Here is a 19,153-nt window from a genome sequence, read left to right on the forward strand (position 1 = left end):
GCGCGAGCAGGTGATTGGGGGAACCATCAGACGGTCATCGCGCCACTGCTCTCGCGAACGCGGAGCTGGACCGGTGCAACGGTACGGGCCGGCGCAGCGTCGGGATGGTCCAGACGCAGCAACAGCAGTTCGGCTGCCTGCCGCCCGCGCTCGCGCGGGTTGACGGTCAGCGTGGTCAGCGGCGGCGATGCCACCGAGGCCTCGGAAATGTCATCGAAACCGGTCACCGCGAAGTCGCGGCCCGGCTGCACGCCGCGCGAGGCCAGGCCCAGCATCAGGCCCAGTGCGACGCTGTCGTTGTAGCAGACCGCCGCGGTCGGCACGTCACCGAGCGCGAACAGCTCGCCGGTCCGCGCGGCCGCATCCAGGCGACTGGGCGAGGTTTCGATCAGCCACGCCGGCTGCACCGGCATGCCCGCCTCGACCAGCGCCTGCGCATACCCGGTACGACGCTGATGGCACGAACTGGACACCGCATGGCCGCCATAGAACGCGATGCGGCGGTGGCCCTGTTCGATCAGATGGCGGGTGGCCAGGTAGGCACCCTGCTGGTTGTCCAGGGTCAGGAAGTCCCACTCTGCGCCGGGCAGTTCGCGGTTGAACAACAGCACGTTGGCATGGCCGAGCACCTGCCGCAGCTGCCCGGTATCGCTGCCTTCGGCTGGCGACAGGATCAGCCCGGCCGGCATGTGCTCCATCAAGGTGGTCAGCACGGCCTGCTGCCGTTCCGGCGATTCACCGGTGCTGCCGAGCAGGGTCACGAAGCCCTTGCCGCCCAGCGCTTCGTCCACCCCGGAGGCGAATTCGGCGAAGAACGGGTTGGACAGGTCGTTGATGACCAGGGCCACGCTCGAGGACGTGCGCCGACGCAGGTTGGCCGCGCCGCGGTTGTACACGTAGCGCTGGCGCCGCAGTTCGGCCTCCACCTTGGCACGGGTGTCGACGTTCACCAGGGGACTGCCACGCAGCACCAGCGACACGGTCGCGCGCGACACGCCGATCGCTTCGGCGATGTCGGTCACGGTGACCGCGCGCGTGCCTTTGCCGGCGGGGGTGGCCTTGTCTTTCATCGGGTCGTCGGGTTCCTCAAGCAAGGTGCAAGCCTAAACGATCGCATTGGCCAGCGGTCCGCGCCCGTGCCGGCGGTCAGCCCCAGGGGGCCGACCTCGGCGCAGGCGGGTGCGCCGCTCATTCCAGCACTGCGCCGGGGGTGGCGCAGAACGAGGCCGGCAGCGCCTCGGCCTGCGTGCCCCAGCCGTTCTCCGGGGCGGTGCTGCCCAGCGCGAACGAGATGGTGCCACCGCGCTGCAGCTGCGCCCAGTCCAGCCACACCGGTGCATGCGCGCGGCCGTCGACCTGGACGTTCTGGACGTACTGCAGCTGGCGGCCATCGGCGCCCGGTGCCTTCAAGGTGAGTGTCTTGCCCTGTCCCAGATCGATCTCGGCACGGGCGAAGCGCGGCGTATGCAGCAGGAACTCGCCGCTGCCCGGCACCGCGGGATACAGGCCGAGCGCGCTGAACAGGTACCAGGCCGACATCGTGCCCAGGTCATCATTGCCGGTCACGCCGTTGGGGGCGTTGGTGAACAGCTGCTGCGCGGCGCGCACCACGGTCGCGGTCTTCCACGGCTGGCCGATCAGGGTGTACATCCACGGCGCGTGCAGGTCCGGCTCGTTGTTGGGGTTGTAGCGGTACTGGTTGTAATAGCTGTAGGGCCCGACCACCCATTCCTTGCGCGCGGCGGTCAGCGGCGACTTCAGGAGTGCGTCATAGGCGAAGAACGTATCCAGACGGCGGGCCGCCTGCTCACGACCGTGCATGGCCTGGACCAGGCCGGGCACGTCCTGCTGCGCCAGCCACTGGTACTGCCACGCGGTGCCTTCATGGAAACCATGGTGCGAGCGCGGGCTGTACTTGCCGTCGGCGGGCAGGTACCACGCGCCATCTTCCATGCGCGGACGCGGGAAACCGTTGAAGTCGCCCTCCTCGTCCCGCACCGACGGGTCCCACACCTTGTGCCAGTTGCGGCCGCGCTCGCGCAGCACGCCGGCATCGGCGGCATGCCCGAGGCCATCGGCCATCTGTGCCAGCGCGCAGTCGGCCAGCGCGTATTCCAGCGTCGCCGAGCCGCCGTGGTGCGGATCCACGTCCATGCCCTTGGAGGGGAAGGCGCGGTCGTACTGCACGTAGCCATTGGCCAGGTAGCTCGGATTGCCCGAACGGCCTGCATGACGGGAGTTCATCGGCGGCACCTCGAACGCGTTCTTGCGCAGCGCGGTATAAGCCTCGCCTTCTCGGCCGGCGAGCGCGCCGAAGCGCCACAGGTCCACCAGGAACGGCGTGACCGGATCACCCGTCATGATGTTGGTTTCGAAGTTGGCATAGCCCCAACGCGGCAGCCAGCCGCCCTGCGCTTCGATGGCCAGCAGGGTCCGGCCGATATCGCGCGCGACCTCCGGCTTGGTCAGCGCCAGCCACTGGTTCTGTGCGCGGTAGGTATCCCACAGCGAGAAGTACTCGTAGTAGGTCCAGCCTTCGGCACGATGGATGGCGTCGTCGTAGCCACGGTAGCGGCCATCGGCATCGCTGCCGGTCAGCGGCTGCAGCAGCGCGTGGTACAGCGCCGTGTACAGCACGGTGCGGTCATCGTTGCTGCCGCCCTGTACGCGCACCGCCGCCAGTTCCCTGCGCCACTGCTGCTGCGCCAGCTGGCGCATCTGATCGAAGCCGAGCAGGCGCTCGCCCTGCATGCCATCGCTGCGCAGGTTGGCACGCGCGCCTTCGGCATCCACGTGCGAGATCGCGCTGACCGCGGTCACGGCGCGGCCCTTGGCCAGGTCGAAGCTGAGCCAAGCGCCGCTGGGTTTGAGTTCGCCTTCCATGCCATGGCGTGCGCCCGGCAGGCCGCCGCCCTCGCCCCAGGTACCGAACGCCTTGAACGGGCGATCGAACTCGATGCGGAACCAGGTGGTGTACTGATGCCCACCGCAGAAGCTCTTGGTGACCAGCTTGCCTTCCACGGCACGGTCGCCGACCACGTCGACCACGCTGCCGATCACCGAATGGCGCTCGTTGGCCTGGCCAAGGTTGACCAGCACATGACCGGTCGTCGCGTCGGCGGCGAAGGTGTAGCGTTCGGCCGCGGCACGGGTGCGCGCGGTGGCCTCGGCATCGATGCCGCCGTAATTGGTCAGGCGCACCTTGTAGTAGCCGGCCTGGCCGACTTCACCGTCATGGGTGTAGCTGGAAGCGTAGCGCTTGTGGTCGAAGCTCTTGGCGTCGTCGGTGTTGAAGTCACCGCCCGGGCCGATGCTGCCGGTCACCGGCAGGACCGAAACCTGGCCGCCCTGCTCCCAGCAGCCCGCGCCGGACAGGAAGGAGTGGCCGAAGCCGCGGATCTTGGGATCGTCATAGCGCCAGCCGGCGTAGTGCTCGCCGATCGGGCTGACCTGGATCAGGCCGAATGGCGCCGAGGCGCCCGGGAACGTATTGCCATCGTCCTTGCTGCCGATGAAGGTGTTGACCTCGCGCTCCAGTGCAGCGGGCGCGGCCTGCAGCAACAGCGGCGCGCAGCTCAGTGCCAGCAGGCAGGCCAGGCCGGCCAGCGGGCGGCGGCGGGCCGGGACGGCATGGGCGGCGGGAACAACGGAAGGACGGTTGGAAAAACGGGTCACGGACACGGACTCCTTGGCGGACGTGGCGGCAGCGGGAACCTTTGGCGGTGGGCGCCGCGGGTTCCCTGGACTGGGCGACCCAATCCACACCCCGGTGAATTTAGATCGATTTAAGTAAAGCACGGGAATTTCAGGCGATGCATTCTGCGCTGCAACATGACCCTGCCCGGGGCGGCCATTCACTGCCCATGCCGTTGCGCACTCTTCCCGGGGCACCCCGGGTGGGAACTCCGATTCATGGTCAGCGGCCCACCCACAGCGCTGGGGCGGTCCGGCCTGTGCCGCCGGGGATAGTGCCCTCGCCAAGCGAAAGCGCCCCGGGAATCCATATTGCGGAGCAGCATGCTTCGCCCGCGCGGTCGTGCTAAAAATCCCCCGCCAATCGTTTAGATCGATCCAACTTAAAACGGTCACGATTGCCGGAAGTGGGGAGCCGGGGGACTGCCCCACGCGATGCATGCGGGACGCGCCAGGCAACTCGACGCTCTGGAACATGGGCTTCAAACATTAGATCGATTCAAAGAATTCGTATCGCCACCGTTTCAATCCAGGAGAGGGAGAGAGTGGAATGAAGATGTCACGCATGCACCGCCGCGTTACGTTGTCCGCGGCCATCGCAAGCGCCTTGGCCGCGGCCGTCGTGCCCGCCAGCGCGTTCGCGCAACAAGCGACCCCGGCCGCGACCGGGACCCCTGATGCAACCACGCTCGACAGCGTGACCGTCACCGGCTACCGCTACGCCATCGAAAAGAGCCTGCAGCAGAAGCGCGACGCCAACGCCGTGGTCGAAGTGATCACCGCTGAGGACGTGGGCAAGTTCCCCGACAAGAACGTTGCCGACGCGCTGCAGCGCGTGCCCGGCGTGGTGATCACGCGCAGCGGCGGCGAAGGCAAGAGCGTCAGCGTGCGCGGCCTCGCGCCCGACCTGACCCTCACCCAGTTGAACGGCAATTACGTCGCCACCTCGGAAACCAACAACGAGGCGTCGCGTTCGTTCAATTACACGCTGCTGCCGTCGAACATGCTGTCCAGCGCGGAACTGTTCAAATCGCCGGAAGCGCGCATCGACGAAGGCGGCATCGGCGGCACGGTGATCCTGCACACCCGCCGTCCGCTCGATATGGAAGCCAACTCCGGGTACGTGAACCTGGAAGGCACCTCGTCGGACACCAGCCACGACATCGATCCGCAGGCCTCGGCGCTCTACTCCTGGCACAGCAAGGACGAACGCTTCGGTGTGTTGGTTGGCGTGACGCAGCAGAAGCGCACCAGCCGCACCATGGAAGCCAGCACCGAGGACTATCAGTGGTATGGCGCCGGCGACGCGCGTGATGCCAACGGCAATGCGCTGCCGCAGGATGGCATCCACTACTGGTGGGGGCAGTCCGGTTTCAACAACCAGACCGGCGGCAACTACAGCGACTTCTTCATGCCGACCTCGGTGAACTTCGCCGTGAAGGAAGAAAAGCGCGAGCGCAAGGGCGGCCAGCTGACCTTCCAGTTCAAGCCGCTGGACAACCTGACCCTGACCGCCAACTACTTCCGCTTCGAGCTGCAGGGTGATTACACCCAGAACATGCTCAAGGTGCCGGAGTGGAGCATGGCCCGCTACAACGGCGACGGTAACTGGGCCGGCGGCCGGCTGCTCAACGGGCTCGACTTCGATCCCAGCGGCAGCATCGTGACCGGCGCACAGTTCGAGAAGCTGCCGGGCAAGGCCTACATCTGCAGCGAAGAACAGGCTGCAGCGGCCGGCCTGGCGCCGGGCGGCTGGGGTCCGGACGATTGCACCCTGCCCACCCCGCAGCTGACCGGTGGCTACAGCAAGGAGAAGGCGCTTTCGCAGACCGCCGACCTGTCCGTCGAGTGGGACATCAGCCCGCTGTGGAAGGCGTCGTTCACCGGTGGCCGTACGTGGTCCGAGGGTGGCCCGTCGATGAACTTCCGCATGTCGGCCAAGCCGCGCCGCAAGGTCGGTGCGGACTACCTGTCGGGCAATCAGTACACCGCATGGGACCTGACCGGTACACCGTCGGTCCAGTTCTCGCCGGACCTGCAGCAGCAGTTGATGGCCGGCATCGCCGAAGTCGACACCGGCTCGACCGACTCGTCGTGGATGCAGACCGAGGTCGAGCAGAACTACTTCCAGGCCGACTTCACCAAGCTGTTCGAGACCGGCTGGCTCGACTCGATCCAGTTCGGCACCAAGTACCGTGACGGCAAGGTCCACCGCAACACCGGCAACACCTACTGGGTGTGCCAGGGTCTGGACCCGTCCGACTACGACAACAACCGCTACCAGGCCGGCTGCGATTCGACCGCCGGCGATGCGCAGCCGGGCTTCTTCCTGTCCAACCCGATCAGCAACATCGCGGGTGGCTTCAACGCCAACGTGTTCCCGGGCATCAACTACCCGGCCTACATCAATTACCTCAACCAGACCTACGGCGGCTCGCACAACCGCACCGAAGAAGACTTCGTCTACGACGTCAACGAGAAGATCTACTCCGGCTACTTCCAGGCCAACTTCCGTACCGAACGCCTGCGCGGCAACGTCGGCGTGCGCGTGGTGCGTACCGAGCAGTTCGCCCAGTCCAGCGATTCGGTCGAGCGCTTCAACGATTACTTCGTCGACAACGCCAACGGCTCGCCGATGAGCTGCGATGATCCGGCCGCGGATCCGACCCTGCGCTGCCAGGGCGGCTTCGTGCGCCTGCCGGACAACCAGGTCCGCGACAAGGTCTACACGCTCAGCTCGCTCGACAAGACGTACACCGACTTCCTGCCGAGCTTCAACATCGCCTGGGACATCACCGACAGCCTGGTGCTGCGCGGTGCAGCGTCGAAGGTCATCGCACGTCCGGGCTATACCAGCATCGCCTACCCGGGCGGCCTGAACTACATCAGCGAGGAATACAGCAACGACCGCCGCGTCGCCGGCGGTACTGACACCCCGGGCTGGTACGGTTCCGGCAGCAACAAGAACCTGGAACCGTTCGAAGCCATCCAGTTCGACCTCGGCGTGGAGTGGTACTTCAAGCCGGGCTCCGCCGCGGGTGTGGCGCTGTTCCGCAAGAACGTGGACAACTTCACGGTACCGGTGGTGCGCGACCAGCAGATGACGGTCGGCGGCCAGACGGTCACCGTGCAGAAGTACGCCACGGAAGCCAACGGTCGTGATGGCGTTTCGCAGGGCGTGGAAGTGTACGGTCAGTACACCTTCGACATGGGCTTCGGCGTACAGGCCAACTACACCTACAACGACACCAACCTCGCCTCGATCGTGCTGGATGGCGAAGAAATCGGCGCGTCGCCGCTGGTGGGCAGCGCCAAGAACCAGGCCAACGTCACGATCTTCTACGAGAACGACACGATCCTGGCCCGCGCTTCGTACAACCGCCGTGGCGAAGTGGTGGGCGGCCTGAACAACGGCCTGACCACCTACACCAAGCCCTACGACCAGCTCGACCTCAACGTGGCGTATAACATCACCCCGGACTGGACGGTCACCGCCTCGGTGCTGAACGCCACCAAGTCCGAGCTGCGGAGCTACATCGGCGGTGACAGCGAAGCCCGCCTGCTGTCCAACATCTACGCCGGCCGCCAGCTGTACTTCGGCGTGAACTGGAAGTTCTAAGCATCACCCGCCCCGCCTCCAGGCGGGGCAACGGTCCTCCACGGCAGCTGCGCTCTTACAGGCGGCTGCCGTTTTTTTTACGGCGCTTTTCTTAACAGGGACGGAGGTAGTTAATTGCGGCCGTGCGTCACGGATTAACTACCTCCGTCCCTATTATCAAGCGCCGCGCGCAGTGCACTGACCTGCGCCGTGTCGGTGACGGTCCAGTCCGGTGACAACCCGGTCAACGCGGGATTGTGGTGACGCATTGCCGACGGCTGCGTCGTCTTCGCGGAGGCGTGCAGTTCAACGCACCCACTGCGGTCGGCCACCTCGATGACGTTGTCCGCAGTGATCCCCGCGCCGGCCATCAGCGAAATCCGGTCACCGGCCTGCGCGACCAGCCCACCCAGGACATCCGCACCGGCCAGGGCACTGGCCTGCCCGCCCGAACTCAGGATGCGCTGGCAGCCCAGCGTCACGATCTGCTCCAGCGCCGCCGGCAGATCACGCGCGGCATCGAACGCACGGTGGAAGGTGATGCCGAGCGGGCCTGCCGCGGCCACCAGTTCACGGCACAACGCCATGTCGATGCCACCGTCGGCATCCAGGGCGCCGATCACCACGCCATCGCAGCCGAGCGCACGGCAGTACGCGATGTCGCGCAGCATGATCTCGGTCTCCAGCCCGGTGTAAAGAAAATCGCCGGGACGCGGCCGGATCAGCACGAACAACGGAATCTGCAGGCGGTCCCGAGCAACCGCGATGCTGCCCTGCGACGGCGTGGTACCGCCCTCGGCGAGGTTGTCGAACAGCTCGATCCGATCCGCGCCACCCTGCTGCGCGGCCAATGCGGAGGCCACCGAATTCGAGGCGATTTCCAGCACCCGCCGCCGCGCGCTCACGTCTGCTCGCTCGTGTACACCGAAGCGGAATCGCGCAGATCGTCCTGCCGGTCCTTGTCGCAGACTGCATAGACGAAGCCGCGATGCAGCGCATAGGCACCGACCTCACCGTGCTTGTTCAACGCGAGGAAGCAGACCTGCAGCGTCTTGCTTGCCTCCGGGCGCTTGCGCACCACCCGGGCGATCGCCTCGCGGCAGGCCTCGGCCGGTGATCGGCCCTGGCGCATCAGCTCGACCACCAGGAAGGAGGCGGCATTGCGGATCATTTCCTCACCCACCCCCGAGGCCGTCGCCGCACCCACCTCGTTGTCCACGTACAGGCCCGCACCGATGATGGGGCTGTCGCCGACGCGGCCGTGCATCTTCCACGCCATGCCACTGGTGGTGCAGGCACCGGCCAGGCGCCCTTGGGCATCGATGGCGAGCATGCCCAGCGTGTCGTGGTTGCTGCTGTCGCCGGGGCGGCTGCGTCGCTCGGCATTGATCTCGGGGGTGTACTGCGCGGTCTTGAGCCACTCACGCCACGCCTTCTCGGCTTCCGGGGTGAGCAGCTTCTTGCGTTCGAAACCCTGCTGCATCGCGAACTGCTGCGCCCCCTCGCCTACCAGCATCACGTGCGGGGTCTGCTCCATCACGCGGCGCGCCACCGAGACCGGATGCGCGATATCGCTGAGCGCTGCCACCGAACCACAGCGGCCGTCGCCGTCCATGATGCTGGCGTCCAGGCTCAGCACCCCATCGCGATCCGGATTGCCACAGCGCCCGACCGTGGGGTTGCACAGGTCGCTCTCGGCCCAACGTGCGCCGGCTTCCACCGCATCAAGCGCGGACCCGCCGGCCGACAGCGTTTTCCAGGCCACCTGGTTGGCCCCTACGCCGAAATCCCAGGTGGACACGACGCGCGCGCCGGTGGCGGTGCGTGCCTGCAGCGTCGGCAGCGCGAGGGCGCCGGCCGCCAGGGCACTGGCCTGGAGAAATCGCCTGCGGTCAGTCATGGGTACGTCTCCAGTTATCGGACAATGGAAGAACTACGCGACGATACAGCGATGCTCCGCATGCCAGACCGCCGCGCCGAGCACGCCGAGTTCGCCGTGGTCCACGCGCCAGATCGGCACTTGGCGGAGCACCTCCTGCATCACGCCCTTGGCCAGGAAGCGCTCGCGGAAGCGGCCATCGCGCAGGAAGCGGTCCACGCGCGTGGAGATGCCGCCGGCCAGATAGACCGAGCGCGCGCCGAAGGTGGTGGCCAGATCGCCGGCCAGACTGCCCAGCCAGGCGCAGAACACCTCCAGCGTCTCCACCGCCACCGGATCGTCGCCTTCGTGCGCGGCCGCGATCAGGGCCTCCGTGCTGGTCCAGCGCGGTGTCGCGCCACGGATATCGCACAGGCAGGGATACAGGTTCATCAGGCCGCCCCCGGACAGCACGCGCTCGTTGTCCACGTGCTCCCAGCGCTGCAGCAGGCGCGAGAGCACCTCCAGTTCCAGCGGATTGCAGGCGTTCAACGCGGCGTGGCCGGCTTCGCTGGCCAGCACCGGACGCTCGCCGCCCTCGAAACGCAGCGCCGCGCCCAGTCCAGTGCCCGGGCCCAGCACCAGCGCGGGCCATCGCGGGCCCACGTCGGGTTCGCCGTTGAGGGCCACCATGGATTCCGGCGCTACGTGCGGGATCGCATAGGCGACCGCTTCGAAATCGTTGATGAGCGCCAGCGACACCAGCCCAGAATCGTGACGGGTCTGCGCGACCGACACCGGCCACGGCAGATTGGTGTTGACCAGATGATCACCGTCCAGCAGCCCGGCGATCGCGACCACCGCACTGTCCGGCGCTGCCGGCAGACTGGCGATGAAGTCGGCCAGGATCGCGGCCAGGCCGGGGTGATCAGCGCAGGCATAACGCCGCAGGCCGCTCAGCCGTGGCGCAGCGCCCGCGCACACGGTGGCCAGCGCGACGCGGGCGAACGTGCCGCCAACATCGGCCACGATCAGCGTGTCAGAGTGGGAATCCCGCGGAGCCGCCGTCCGCGACACCTCAGGTTGAGCCGGAACCGGTACCGCTGCGCTCACTCGCTTGCCTTGGTTGAATCGATTGAATCCCGGCGATTCTCAGGCATCGCCGGGGGAATGCAAAGCCACACCTGCCATACAGCGCCGTACTGAAACGACCGCGGCGCGATCAGGGCTTGGCGGTCTGCAGGCGGTAGCTGGTGCTGGCCGTCGCGGTTGGGCCATCGCCCTGCACCGCACGCACTTCCACCTTGTGCTCCCCCACGGCAAGGTGGGTGGGGAGCGCGCCGCGCCACAGGTGCGGCGACGGCGTGGCTTCCGGCGAGCGGTCGAAACCACGCAGGCGCTCGGCGGTATCGTCGGCGACATTTTCCTGCAGCAGGCGCGGATCCGGCTGTTCGACGCGCTTCATCGGCTGCCAGGCGCCGTCGTCCACGCGGTACTCCACCAGCGAATCGGCCTGGCCCATGAACACATTGGCGTACACGCCCCAGGCCGGGTACGCGCCCTGGCGCAGCACCTTCGGCGCGTGCAGGGCGATCTGGTAATCGTCGGGTGCGCGCGCCACGTAATAGCGGAGGCCATAGTCACCACCGGGCTTGACCGAGAGCACCGCATAGCCGTTCGGGGTGCCATCGCTCATGGTTGCATCGGGGGTGCCGCTGCTGTCCTTCACGCCCGACCAGAACGCGCCGCAGGCCGCGCCCACGTTGTACTCGTGCAGCGGCCTGCTGCCCTGCCAGCCCTCGGCGGCACCGTGGTAGTAGTGCTGCTGGGTGTGGCTGTGGCCACTGAGCACCAGCACGTTCGGGAAGTCCTTGAGCAGCGCGAACAGCCTTGCGCGATCGGCATGGCGGAACGTCTCGCGGCCCGGCGACGCATCGAACAGCGGGATGTGCATGCCGAGCACGATCAGCCGATCGCGTGGCAGGCCCTTCAGATAGTTGCCGAGGAAGGTGAACTGGTCCGCGCGCAGGCCGCCGACATAGCTCGGCTTGGCCTTGGGGTCGTAGACCACGTCATCGAGGAAGACGAAGCTCGCCCCGCCCTCTTCCACCGCGTAGGTATCCGGGCCGTATACAGCGCGCCAGCTGTCCAGCGAATGCGCGTCGTTGCCGGCATCCATGTCCAGGTCGTGGTTGCCCGGCACGTGGAACCACGGCACCTGCAGCTGCGCGGTGACCTTGTTGATGTCCGGGTAAAGGCTCAGATCGTCATTGACGATATCGCCCAGGGTGGTGCCCAGCCGCGCCGGATGCTTGCCGATGATCGGATCGACGATGGCGCGCTGGTAGTAGCCGATGTCCTGGCGGCTGGCGGTCTGCGAATCGGTGAAGACCAGCATCTCGAAGCCGTTGCGCGCCGCGTCCGTGCCCTTGGCCGGTTCCAGCGCGAAATCCCAGTTGCGGGTCGCGCCGCCGGTGGCGTGGATGCCGTCGTATTTCAGCTTCGGCGAGCCCTGCGGCGCATAGTGGCGCCAGTACGAGGGCAGCCCATTGGCGGCGGCCGGGAAGCGGTACTCGTCCGGCTTGATCACGAACACGGTCTGGCCCTCGCGTACTGGCAGGCTGTAGCTGCCATCGGCGGCGGTGCGCACGATCGTTTCGCCGTTGGACACCTGCACACCGGCCAGGCCAGGATCGGTCGGCCCGCGCCCCGGCTTGCCGTCACGCTCCTGATAGACCTTGCCGGTAATCGTCGTGCCGGCAGCCCAGGCAGGCGAAGTCATCAACAGCAGGCAAGCCAGCCAGGCGGCAGTACGGGTCATCGAGGGCGGTCCGATCGGGGGTGGGGGATTGTAGAGCCGCACATCATCGCCTGCACCGCGTTTCACCGACGTTAAACGATGTGCCGCCCGGGCTTACCCCGCGTGGCGCGCCGCCAGCACTGCCACCGCGTCGTCCAGCGAGAGGCCACGCGCACGCAGCAGCACGGTCAGATGGAACAGCAGATCGGCCGACTCACCCAGCAGCGCGTCATCGTCCTGGACGACCCCGGCCAGCGCGGTTTCGACGCCCTCCTCGCCCACCTTCTGCGCGATGCGGCGGATGTCGCCCTCGAACAACGACGTGGTGTAACTGCCGGCCGGGCGCTGCTGCTCACGTTCGCGCACCACGGTATCCAGCCGGCCCAGGAAGTTGCCCGGCGCCTGCGGGAAGCAGCTTTCGCTTCCGGTGTGGCAGGTCGGCCCGGCCGGGCGCGCACTGACCAGCAGGGTGTCGTTGTCGCAGTCGATCCGCACGGCCGTCACCGCGAGCACATTGCCGGAGGACTCGCCCTTGGTCCACAGCCGCTGCTTGCTGCGGCTGTAGAAGGTCATGTGGCCGGTGGCCAGGGTCTGCTCCAGCGAAGCCGCGTTGGCGTAGCCGAGCATCAGCACGCGCAGCGTGTCCGTATCCTGCACCACCACCGGCAGCAGGCCATCGCCCTTGCCCCAGTCCAGTTGCGCCAGCGCAGCGCGCGACGGGCGCACGTCAATGGAATTTACTTCAATAGACATCTCGAACCTCGATCTGCTGCTCGCGCAGGAACTGCTTGAGCGCGGGAATGGCGATGGCCCCGCTGTGGAAGACACTGGCGGCAAGCGCGCCATCGACGTCGGCCTGGTCGAACACATCGGCGAAGTGCTGCATCTCGCCGGCGCCACCGGAGGCGATCAACGGCACCTGGCACAGCGCGCGCGCCTGACGCAGCTGGGCCACGTCGTAGCCGCGGCGGACGCCATCGCTGTCCATGCAGTTCAGCACGATCTCGCCGGCACCCCGGCGCTGCGCCTCCACCAGCCAGTCCAGGGTGCGCACCGCCACCGCCTGGGTTTTGTCCGGGTCGCCACTGAAGCGGCGCACCCGCCATTCGCCATCCGGTTCGCGGACCGAATCGATGCCGACGACCACGCACTGCACGCCGAACGCATCGGCCAGTTCTTCAATGAGCTCCGGCCGGCCCAGCGCCGGGGAGTTGATCGAAATCTTGTCGGCGCCGGCGTGCAGCACGCGCCGCGCGGTCTCGACATCGCTGATGCCGCCGGCCACGCAGAACGGGATGTCGATCAGGCGCGCGATGCGCTCGATCCAGGCCACGTCTACGGCGCGCCCCTCCGGACTGGCGCCGATGTCATAGAACACGAGTTCGTCCGCGCCCTGGTCGCGATAGCGCATCGCCAGCTCGGCGATGTCGCCCATGTCCACGTGGTCGCGGAAACGCACGCCCTTGACCACGCGACCATCGCGGACGTCCAGGCACGGGATCAGGCGGCGGCTCAGCATGCCAGCGCTCCTTCCAGGGTCATGCGCCCTTCCAGCAGCGCCTTGCCGAGGATCGCGCCGTCACAGCCGACGGCCTTGGCCTGGGCCACGTCGTCGGCATCGCGCATGCCGCCGGAGGCCTGTACCGCCACGCCCGGCAGCAGGCGCGCCAGATGCTGGTACAGATCGATGTTCGGCCCCGAAAGCATGCCGTCGCGGGCGATATCCGTGCACAGCAGGTGCCGCATGCCGGCCTCGGCGTAACGCTGCGCCAGTATGTCCAGGGTGTCCTCGGCAGTCTCGGTCCAGCCATGCACCGGCAGCAGCCAGCGACCATCCTCGGCCTGGCGCGCGTCGAGCGCGATGGTGAGCCGTTCCGGGCCAAATTCGCGCAGCCAGCCAATCACCGTGTCCGGCTCGCGGACCGCTACCGAGCCGACCACCACGCGGGTGGCACCGGCATCGAGGATGCGCGCAACGTCATCGCGCGAGCGCACGCCGCCGCCGGTCTGCACCTGCAGGCCGGTCTGCGCCGCGATCGAGGAGAGCAGCGGTGCCAGGGTGTAACCGCCCGCACGGGCTGCATCCAGATCCACCAGATGCATCCAGCCCGCGCCCGCCGCGGCAAACGCCTGCGCCCGCGGCAGCGGGTCATCGCCGTAGGTGGTCTGCTGCGCGTAGTCGCCCTGCAGCAGGCGCACCACGCGGCCTTCGCGGATATCCAGGGCGGGATAGACGATGAAACTCATGTCGGTTCGTTCTCGATGAAATTGCGCAGGATGCGCGCGCCGGTGTCGGCCGAACGCTCCGGGTGGAACTGGGCACCACTGTGCCGCCCGCGCTGCACGACGGCCGCGAACAGCCCGCCGTGATCGCAGGCGGCCACGGTGTCTTCGCCCAGCGGCGCGGCGTAGCTGTGGACGAAGTAGGCACTCGCCCGTGCCGGCACGCCGGCCAGCAGCGGCGACTCACGCAGCGGCAGCAGCCGGTTCCAGCCCATGTGCGGCACGCGGATGCCGGTTGCAGGGCGAAGGTGGCGCACGACCCCGGGCAAAAGGCCCAGGCATTCGACGTGGCCTTCTTCAGAACCATCGAACAGCAGCTGCATGCCCAGGCAGATGCCGAGCAGCGGCACCTGCAGGTCGCGCAGCGGCTGGACCAGACCCTGTGCATGCAGGCGTGCCATGCCGTGCGGGGCCGCGCCGACGCCGGGCAGGATCACCCGCGAGACGCCCTCCAGGCCCTGCGCATCGCGGACCAGCCGCACCTGCACGCCCAGCCGCTCCAGCGCATAGCGGACCGAACCGAGGTTGGCGCCGCCCGCATCGATCAGCGCAACCTCGGTCACAGCGCCCCCTTGGTGCTCGGCAGCGCGGTGCCCTGGCGTGGCAGGGCCTGGCGCAGCGCGCGGGCCAGCGCCTTGAAGCAGGCTTCGACCTTGTGATGGTCATTGTCGCCGCGCACGCTCAGGTGCAGGTTCAAGCCCGCCGCATCGCACAGCGAGCGGAAGAAGTGCGGCACCAGCTCGGTCGGCATGTCTCCCACGCGCTCGCGCTTGAACTCGCCTTCGAACACGAAATACGGGCGGCCGCTGAAATCCAGCGCGGCGCTGGCCAGGGTCTCATCCATCGGCAGCGTGAAGCCGTAGCGGCCGATGCCGCGCTTGTCGCCGAGCGCCTCGCGCAGGGCCTGGCCCAGCGCCAGGCCGGTGTCTTCAATCGTGTGGTGCTCGTCGATGTGCAGGTCGCCCTCGGCCTGCACGCTCAGGGCGAAGCCGCCGTGCTTGCCGATCTGCTCCAGCATGTGATCGAAGAACGGCAGCCCGGTGTGGGTCTGCGGTTCGGCGGTGCGATCCAGATCGACCTCGACCCGGATCCTGGTTTCCTTGGTGTTGCGCTGCACGGTGGCCCGACGCGGCGCATCGGCCAGCTCGTGCGCGATCGAGGTCCAGTCCCAGTCGCCGCCGAACTGTTCGGTGCGCAGCTGGAAGCCACGAATCTTCATGTTTTCGGCGAACTGGATGTCGGTCAGGCGGTCGCCCACCATCGCCGAGCGTGCCCAGTCGATGCTGCGGTCCTGCAGGTACGGCAGCATCAGGCCGATACCCGGCTTGCGGGTCGGCGCGTTGTCCTGCGGCCAGGTGCCGTCGATCAGCACGTCACGGAAGGTAATGCCCTGGCTGGCGAAGATCTGCAGCATCAGGTCGTTGGGGCCGTCGAAGCTGGCCTGCGGATAGCCCTCGGTCCCCAGGCCGTCCTGGTTGCTGACGATCACGAACTGATAGCCGGCATCGCGCAGCTTGAGCATCGCCGGGATCACATCGCGCACGAAGCGCAGCTTCTCGTAGGCGTCGATCTGGAAATCGGCGGGCTCTTCGATCAGGGTGCCGTCGCGGTCGACGAACAGAATCGGGGTCATGCGGCAGCCCTCCGGGCCGTCAGGGCAGCGAGTACGCGGTCGTTCTGTTCCGGGCTGCCGAGGGTGATGCGCAGCGCATCGCCCAGCTGCGGCGCGGCGCGCTGGTCACGCACGACCACACCGGCCGCGAGCAGCGCATCGAACGCGCCCTGTGCGTCGGCGAAGCGGGCCAGCAGGTAGTTGCCCTGCGAGGGATAGACGCGCAGCACGCCGGGCAGCGTGGCAAGGCCGGCCTGCAGCCGCGCGCGTTCGGCCTTGATCTGTGCGATGCGCTGGCTGGTCACTGCGAGGTTCTCGGGGTCAAGGCCTGCCAACGCGAGCTCGGCACAGGGTGCGGGCACGGGATACGGGGCCTGGCAGCGGCGCAGTACCTGGATCAGGGCGGCATCGGCGATCAGGCTGCCGATGCGGGCGGCGGCCAGCGCATGCGCCTTGGACAACGTCCGCAGCACGGCGATGTTCTCGTAGCGGCCCAGCAGGGTGCTGGCGGAGGCCTGCTCCGCATACTCACCGTAGGCCTCGTCCACCACGACCAGCGCCCTTCCCTGCAATGCGGTGGCCACGCGCTCGATCTCGGCCAGCGTGATCACGCTGCCAGCGGGATTGGACGGCGAGCACAGGAACACCAGCTTGGCGGTGCCGGCCAGCGCAGCGGCGATCACGGCATCGATATCGGCGGCGAGCGCATCACCCCGCTCGACCAGCGGCACCTCGATCACCGGCGCGTTCTGCAGGCGGGCGCAGACGGCGTACATGCCGAACACCGGCGGCGTGGTTACCACTGCATCCCGGCCCGGCTCGCACAGCGCGCGCACCAGCAGGTCGATGGCCTCGTCACTGCCACGGCCGATCAGCAGCTGCTCCGGCGCGCAGCCATAGAGCTCGGCCAGCCGATCACGCAGGGCGGCCGGCTGCGGATCGGGGTAGCGGCGCGCGCCACCGGTGACGTCAGCCGGATTGGCCCAGGCCGATTCGTTGGCGTTGAGCCAGACATCGCCGACCAGCGCGCTGCTGCGCGCCGAGGAGTACCCGGTGAACGCCTGCAGGTCCTCGCGGACCAGCGACAGAAGGGAGCCGGTGCTCATGCCGCCGCCTCCATGCGCAGGGTCACGGCATTCTCGTGCGCATCCAGGCCTTCGGCGCGCGCCAGCACGCGGGCGCACTCGCCGATCGCGGCGATGCCGGCGGCGGTGGCCGACTGCACGCTGATCAGGTTCTGGAAACTGGCCACGCTGACGCCGCTGTAGGCGCGCGCGGCGCCCGCGGTCGGCAGCACGTGGTTGGTGCCGCTGCAGTAATCGCCCAACGCTTCGGGGGTGTAGTCGCCCAGGAATACCGAGCCGGCCGCTTCCACCTTCTCCAGCCACGCGCGCGGATCGCGCAGCGCCAGGATCAGGTGTTCCGGGGCATACCGGTTGCTGATCGCGAACGCATCGTCCAGCGAATCGACCAGGATCAGGCGCGAGGACGCCAGCGCCTGCGCGGCGATCTCCACGCGCGACAGCTGCGCCAGTTGCGCTTCAACCTCAGCTTCAACCCGGTCGACCATCCCGGCGTCGTCGGTCAGCAACAGCACCTGCGAATCCGGACCGTGCTCGGCCTGCGAGAGCAGATCGGCCGCGACGAACGCGGGATTGGCGCCGGCGTCGGCAATGACCAGCACTTCCGACGGCCCGGCCGGCATGTCGATCGCTGCGGCGCCGTCCTGGGCCACCTGCTGCTTCGCTTCAGTCACGTAACTGTTGCCCGGGCCATACAGCTTGTCGCAGGCCGGGATGCTGTCGGTCCCGTACGCCATCGCCGCGATCGCCTGCGCGCCGCCCAGTTTGAACACGCGGTGCACGCCGGTCAGGCGCGCGGCCACCAGCACCGCAGGATCGGCACTGCCGTCCTTGCGCGGCGGCGTGCACAGCACGACTTCCCGGCAGCCGGCCAGCTGTGCGGGCACGCCCAGCATCAACGCGGTCGACGGCAACGGCGCGCTGCCGGCCGGCACATACAGCCCCACCCGACCGATCGGGCGCACCACACGCTCGCAACGCACGCCGGGCGCGGTTTCGACCGCATACCCCTGGCTCATGCCGGCCGTGTGGAAGGTCCGGATACGCGCGGCGGCATCGATCATCGCCTGGCGCAGTTCGGCCGGGACGGCCTGTTCGGCAGCGGCGAACTCCGCCTCGCTGATCTCGAAGCTCTCCGGTGCCACCCCGTCGAAGCGCAGGGTGATCTCGCGCAGCGCGGCATCGCCGCCGTCGCGCACGGCCGCGATCAAGGTCGCGACGGACTCACGGGTACGCGCCGCCACGGCCTGGACCGGGCGCTGCAGCGCCTGCGCCCGGGCGCCGGCATCCAATTGGGACCACGTCAAACGATTCATGCCAGCGACCGCTCCACACTCAATACCATCAAGCCCTGCGCGCCCGCGCGCTCCAGATCCTCCAACCGCTGCCAGGTCAACGCACCGTGGCACATCGTCTGCAAACGCAGGTGGCCGCCGTCATCGGGCAGCTGCACCAGCGGATCGGCATCGGGCAGCAGGCGGGTCAGCTCGGAGACGCGATCCAGCGCGGCGCGGAACATCAGCAGCTTGCTGTCCTGCACCTTCACGACGCCATCGAGGCGACGCAGCAGCATCGCCATCAGGCCGGCGCGGGCATCATCGGGCGTGCGTACCGGACCGGCCAGCACCGCTTCGCTTTCCAGCAGGGTTTCGACCGGCTTGAGCTGATTGGCGGCCAGGGTGGCGCCGCTGGAGACCAGATCGCAGATCAGATCGGCGGTGCCCAGCCGCGGGGCGATCTCGACCGAGCCGGACAGTTCGACCACCTGCGCATCCACGCCGCGCTCGGCCAGCCAGTCGGCCAGGATCGCGGGGTAGCTGGTGGCGATGCGCTTGCCGGCCAGCTGCTCCACGCCCGTCCATTCCCACTCCTCCGGCACCGCCAGCATCAAGCGGCACTGGCCGAAGTTGAGGCCGCGCAGCGCCTGGTAGGCGTCCGGCAGACCGATCCGACGGCGCGCAGCGCCCTGCTCGTCCAGCTCATTGCGGCCGACGATGCCGAAATCGCACACACCGTCGGCGATCAGGCCGGGAATGTCGTCATCGCGGACCAGCAGCAGGTCCACCGGCAGCGATTCGCCGTAGCAGAACAGCTTGTCGCGGCTCTGCCGCCAGCTCAGCCCGCAGGCGGTCAGCAGGCTGCGCGCAGGCTCGGCCAGCCGCCCGTTCTTCTGGATGGCGATACGCAGCCGGTCACGTGCCGGGGCGGTCTGGGTTGCACTCATGGG

The 19,153-nt window shown here is 68.0% G+C and carries 15 protein-coding genes; 1 reads left to right on the forward strand and 14 read right to left on the reverse strand.

The window, feature by feature from the left end; genetic code table 11:
* Positions 1 to 26: 26 nt before the first annotated feature.
* Both ABE424_RS06475 and ABE424_RS06480 read right to left on the reverse strand, forming a co-directional pair.
* Positions 27 to 1,070, reverse strand: a complete 1,044-nt coding sequence (locus tag ABE424_RS06475) for a LacI family DNA-binding transcriptional regulator (RefSeq protein WP_176989885.1) — start codon at positions 1,068 to 1,070, stop codon at positions 27 to 29.
* Between the two features lie 118 nt (positions 1,071 to 1,188).
* Positions 1,189 to 3,588, reverse strand: coding sequence for a GH92 family glycosyl hydrolase (locus ABE424_RS06480; protein ID WP_346490970.1), 2,400 nt, complete (start codon positions 3,586 to 3,588; stop codon positions 1,189 to 1,191).
* A 655-nt stretch (positions 3,589 to 4,243) separates the two neighbouring features.
* On the opposite strand from ABE424_RS06480, the gene ABE424_RS06485 reads away from it, so the two are divergent.
* Positions 4,244 to 7,312 carry a TonB-dependent receptor gene (locus ABE424_RS06485; protein ID WP_346490954.1) on the forward strand — a complete coding sequence of 1,023 codons (3,069 nt, stop codon included), beginning with the start codon at positions 4,244 to 4,246 and terminating at the stop codon, positions 7,310 to 7,312.
* Between the two features lie 134 nt (positions 7,313 to 7,446).
* On the opposite strand, the gene ABE424_RS06490 is transcribed toward ABE424_RS06485, so the two are convergent.
* The 12 genes from ABE424_RS06490 to hisG all read right to left on the reverse strand — a co-directional run bounded on the left by ABE424_RS06490 (position 7,447) and on the right by hisG (position 19,150).
* Positions 7,447 to 8,196, reverse strand: coding sequence for a copper homeostasis protein CutC (locus ABE424_RS06490; protein WP_346490953.1), 750 nt, complete (start codon positions 8,194 to 8,196; stop codon positions 7,447 to 7,449).
* Positions 8,193 to 9,191 (reverse strand): N(4)-(beta-N-acetylglucosaminyl)-L-asparaginase, encoded by a 999-nt coding sequence (locus ABE424_RS06495; RefSeq protein WP_346490952.1) that lies wholly within the window; start codon positions 9,189 to 9,191, stop codon positions 8,193 to 8,195. Before ABE424_RS06495 ends, ABE424_RS06490 begins: the two co-directional genes overlap by 4 nt.
* Before the next feature lie 33 nt (positions 9,192 to 9,224).
* The gene (locus tag ABE424_RS06500; protein ID WP_346490951.1) at positions 9,225 to 10,226 is read right to left on the reverse strand and encodes a glucokinase; all 1,002 of its coding nucleotides are present in this window, start codon (positions 10,224 to 10,226) and stop codon (positions 9,225 to 9,227) included.
* Between the two features lie 145 nt (positions 10,227 to 10,371).
* Complete coding sequence (locus ABE424_RS06505) at positions 10,372 to 11,970, reverse strand: calcineurin-like phosphoesterase family protein (protein WP_346490950.1); 1,599 nt, start codon at positions 11,968 to 11,970, stop codon at positions 10,372 to 10,374.
* A 93-nt stretch (positions 11,971 to 12,063) separates the two neighbouring features.
* Positions 12,064 to 12,702 carry a bifunctional phosphoribosyl-AMP cyclohydrolase/phosphoribosyl-ATP diphosphatase HisIE gene (gene hisIE / locus ABE424_RS06510; protein WP_346490949.1) on the reverse strand — a complete coding sequence of 213 codons (639 nt, stop codon included), beginning with the start codon at positions 12,700 to 12,702 and terminating at the stop codon, positions 12,064 to 12,066.
* Complete coding sequence (gene hisF / locus ABE424_RS06515) at positions 12,692 to 13,468, reverse strand: imidazole glycerol phosphate synthase subunit HisF (RefSeq protein WP_070472955.1); 777 nt, start codon at positions 13,466 to 13,468, stop codon at positions 12,692 to 12,694. Before hisF ends, hisIE begins: the two co-directional genes overlap by 11 nt.
* Positions 13,462 to 14,196, reverse strand: a complete 735-nt coding sequence (hisA, locus tag ABE424_RS06520) for a 1-(5-phosphoribosyl)-5-[(5-phosphoribosylamino)methylideneamino]imidazole-4-carboxamide isomerase (RefSeq protein ID WP_346490948.1) — start codon at positions 14,194 to 14,196, stop codon at positions 13,462 to 13,464. Before hisA ends, hisF begins: the two co-directional genes overlap by 7 nt.
* Positions 14,193 to 14,795: an imidazole glycerol phosphate synthase subunit HisH gene (hisH, locus tag ABE424_RS06525; RefSeq protein WP_176989876.1), complete on the reverse strand. Its 603-nt coding sequence runs from the start codon at positions 14,793 to 14,795 to the stop codon at positions 14,193 to 14,195. The genes hisA and hisH overlap by 4 nt, the downstream gene beginning before the upstream one ends.
* Positions 14,792 to 15,865: a bifunctional histidinol-phosphatase/imidazoleglycerol-phosphate dehydratase HisB gene (hisB, locus tag ABE424_RS06530; RefSeq protein ID WP_346478063.1), complete on the reverse strand. Its 1,074-nt coding sequence runs from the start codon at positions 15,863 to 15,865 to the stop codon at positions 14,792 to 14,794. Before hisB ends, hisH begins: the two co-directional genes overlap by 4 nt.
* The gene (gene hisC / locus ABE424_RS06535) at positions 15,862 to 16,950 is read right to left on the reverse strand and encodes a histidinol-phosphate transaminase (protein ID WP_346490947.1); all 1,089 of its coding nucleotides are present in this window, start codon (positions 16,948 to 16,950) and stop codon (positions 15,862 to 15,864) included. The genes hisB and hisC overlap by 4 nt, the downstream gene beginning before the upstream one ends.
* The gene (hisD, locus tag ABE424_RS06540; protein WP_346490946.1) at positions 16,947 to 18,242 is read right to left on the reverse strand and encodes a histidinol dehydrogenase; all 1,296 of its coding nucleotides are present in this window, start codon (positions 18,240 to 18,242) and stop codon (positions 16,947 to 16,949) included. Before hisD ends, hisC begins: the two co-directional genes overlap by 4 nt.
* Positions 18,239 to 19,150, reverse strand: a complete 912-nt coding sequence (gene hisG, locus ABE424_RS06545; protein ID WP_121036643.1) for an ATP phosphoribosyltransferase — start codon at positions 19,148 to 19,150, stop codon at positions 18,239 to 18,241. Before hisG ends, hisD begins: the two co-directional genes overlap by 4 nt.
* Positions 19,151 to 19,153 lie beyond the last annotated feature (3 nt).

It is taken from the genome of Stenotrophomonas sp. TWI1149 (assembly GCF_039673155.1).
Lineage (GTDB): Bacteria > Pseudomonadota > Gammaproteobacteria > Xanthomonadales > Xanthomonadaceae > Stenotrophomonas > Stenotrophomonas maltophilia_AA.